This window comes from Kitasatospora sp. NPDC029312, assembly GCF_055569215.1.
Genome location: NZ_JBVHXY010000037.1, coordinates 1 through 2967 on the forward strand (window position 1 = coordinate 1; position 2967 = coordinate 2967).

Consider the following 2967-nt stretch of genomic DNA (forward strand, 5'->3'; position numbering starts at 1 on the left):
CCGGCCGGTGCGGCTTCCGCTCGCCGGTCGCCCTGCGCGGCCACTTCCGGCGACAGCTGGGCGCCTCGCCCGCGGCCTACCGTGCGGCCTACCGCGCGCGCCGGCCGCAGGGCGAACGCGCGCCGGACAGCGAGCCGTCGCCGCCACCGCCACCACCGTCGCTGCACCCGGAGACGCCCGGCCCGGTGCCGCCGCAGGTCCGGCGCACGGCAGGACCGGTGGGCGCGTCCGCGTCGCTGCCGCCCGAGCACGCCCGCGAGGCCTACCTGGCGTCACGGGCGAGCCTTCCGGGGCAGCGCAGCGGCCTGTGACCGGATGACAGCGGTGTGTGGACGCCGGACGGGCATCTCGGCCCGTCCGGCGTCCGCGTCCACGGCCGGCGAGCCCCGTGGCCACCGCGGACGCATCAAAAGCCGACGTCAGCTTTAGGGTGGGTCGCATGAACGATCGCATGGTGTGGATCGACTGCGAGATGACCGGCCTCTCGCTGTCGGACGACGCGCTCATCGAGGTGGCCGCCCTCGTCACCGACTCCGAGCTGAACATCCTCGGCGACGGCGTGGACATCGTCATCCGGCCGCCGGCCGAGGCGCTGGAGACGATGCCGGAGGTGGTGCGTCAGATGCACACCGCGTCCGGGCTGCTCGACGAACTGGCGGGCGGGACGACGCTCGCCGCGGCCGAGGAGCAGGTGCTGGCGTATGTCCGCGAGCACGTGAAGGAGCCCGGCAAGGCGCCCCTGTGCGGCAACTCCGTCGGCACGGACCGCGGATTCCTGGCGCGGGACATGACGTCCCTCGAGGGCTACCTGCACTACCGGATCGTCGACGTCTCGTCGATCAAGGAGCTCGCCCGGCGCTGGTACCCGCGGGCGTACTTCAACAGCCCCCCGAAGAACGGCAACCACCGCGCCCTCGCCGACATCCGCGAGTCCATCGCGGAACTGCGGTACTACCGCGAGGCCGTCTTCGTGCCGCAGCCGGGGCCCGACTCCGACACCGCGAAGTCGATCGCCGCGAAGCACGTCCTGCCTGCTCAGTAGGGGTGCCGAGAGGGCTCAGGGGGGCCGCGCGGAAAGCCGTGCGCGAGCACCCCTTCGGACCCTGTACACTTTTTCTCGGCCGGTCGGGGAAGTCACTGATCTCCCGGAAACAGGCCGTGGTGGGTATAGCTCAGCTGGTAGAGCACCTGGTTGTGGTCCAGGATGTCGCGGGTTCAAGTCCCGTTACTCACCCCACTTCAAGGCCCCCGACCTCAGGTCGGGGGCCTTGGCGTTTGCCGGCGTCCGGCCGGCCGCCCATATAAGGGGACAGAGGCCGGGGCCCGGAGCCGGGGCCGATGATCACAGTCGGGTGCTGTGCCGAGGGGTCGCGGTGATCTTCACGGGATTGCCGAGGGTGCCGTTGACCTCACAGCAGGCGATCGCAGACATGACAGGTCCCGGGGTGGGCCGCGCCAGCCGGTCAGGACTTCCGTTTTCCGCCGGCTGAGGCGCTGACGTCGTGGACGGGGAGCCCGCACCGGAGATCCGGGAGGTGGCGTCCTCCGTGATGGCGGGCTGCCGCCGGAGATCCCTTCGCCGCACCCCGGCCTCCTTCCGGAGGGTCGTAGGGGGCGGTGCGGGCTGAGGGCGGGCCGTGGGAAAGGACGGCGGGGGGTCGAGGGGGGGGGGGGGCCCCTGGGGCCCCCCCCCCCCGCCCGGGAGGAGGTTCCCGCCCCCGCCGGACGTGCGGATCCGGCGGGCGCGGGAGGTCTCGGGAGGAGCGGGAGGCCTCGGTCGGCCCTCAGGCAGCGACCGGCCGCTGCTGCTCGTACGCCTCGCGCAGCCGCGTCTGCGCCGCCCGGTCCGCGCCGAGGTGGTCGAGCCCGAGCAGCGCCGCGCCGAGGACGGGCGGCGCGACGACCACCCGGGGTTCGGCCAGCGGGGCGGTCTCGGCGAGCCGGGCCGCGACGTTGTCGAGCAGCAGCGGGTGCCGGGAGGCGAGCACCCCGCCGCCGAGCACCACCGGGGTGGGGGTGTCCAGCAGGTCCAGCCGTCCGAGGGCGACGACGGCGAGCCGGACGATCTCGTCGGCCTGCCGGTCGACCAGCCCCAGCGCGGTGGGGTCGCCCTCGCCGGCGACCGCGAACAGCACCCGGACGATCTCGTGCAGCCGGGCGCTCGGCAGGTGCCCGAGGTGGACGGCCTCCGCGACGGCCCCGGCGCTCGGCAGGCCGAAGTGCTCGGCGATGGCCGGGGCCAGCGCCGTCGGGCCGCCGCGCCCGTCCTCGGAGCGGACGGCGTGCCACATGCTGGTGGCCGCGAGCCCGGAGCCGCCGCCCCAGTCGCCGGTGAGTTCGCCGAGCGCGGGGAAGCGGGCGGTGCGCCCGTCCGGCAGCAGGCCGACGCAGTTGATCCCGGCGCCGCAGACCACGGCCACCCCGCGCGGGCCGTCGGTGCCCGCCCGCAGCAGGCCGAAGGTGTCGTTGACGACGGTGTTGCTGACGCCCCAGGGGTGCGATTCGAGGGCGGTGCGCAGGGCCTCCTCCTCTACCGGGAGGTCGGCGTTGGCCAGGCAAGCGCTGACGTGGCTGGTGAGCACCCCGCCGCCGGCGGGGTGGCCGGCCGCCGCCGCGGCCTCCTCGACCAGCGGGGCGAGCCCGGCGACGGCTGCGGCGCCGCCGATCCGCTGGGGTGCGAAGCCGCCGCCGCGGGCGGTGCCCAGGACGGTGCCGTCGGCGCCGATCAGGGCGACGTCGGTCTTGGAGTTGCCCGCGTCGATGGCGAGGACGCCGGGCAGGAGTGGTTCGGGCTGGTGGGTCATCAGGTCCCCGCGGCTCGTACGTGGCCCGGCCGCAGGCCCCGGCCGGGGGTGCCGGCCGGAGTGCCCGGCCGGGGGTGGTCGGTCTCCTCGCCGCGGGGGGGGGGGGGGGGGGGGGGGGGGGGAGGGGGGGGGGGGGGGGGAGGAAGAGACGGGGGGGTGGGAG

General features: G+C 75.4%; 2 protein-coding genes, 1 tRNA gene and 1 pseudogene. 3 read left to right on the forward strand and 1 reads right to left on the reverse strand.

Going from position 1 to position 2967, the window contains the following annotated elements; genetic code table 11:
- The 3 genes and pseudogenes from ACZ4WV_RS26305 to ACZ4WV_RS26315 all read left to right on the forward strand — a co-directional run.
- A pseudogene (locus ACZ4WV_RS26305) lies at positions 1-311 on the forward strand (AraC family transcriptional regulator); the annotation flags it as partial.
- A 128-nt stretch (positions 312-439) separates the two neighbouring features.
- Entirely contained in the window at positions 440-1042 is a 603-nt protein-coding gene (gene orn, locus ACZ4WV_RS26310) for an oligoribonuclease (RefSeq protein WP_465750811.1), read from the forward strand.
- A 119-nt stretch (positions 1043-1161) separates the two neighbouring features.
- Positions 1162-1237, forward strand: a tRNA-His gene (locus tag ACZ4WV_RS26315).
- Positions 1238-1784: 547 nt separating this feature from the next.
- On the opposite strand, the gene ACZ4WV_RS26320 is transcribed toward ACZ4WV_RS26315, so the two are convergent.
- On the reverse strand, positions 1785-2804 hold the full coding sequence (locus ACZ4WV_RS26320; RefSeq protein WP_465750812.1) for an N-acetylglucosamine kinase: 1020 nt from the start codon (positions 2802-2804) through the stop codon (positions 1785-1787).
- Positions 2805-2967 lie beyond the last annotated feature (163 nt).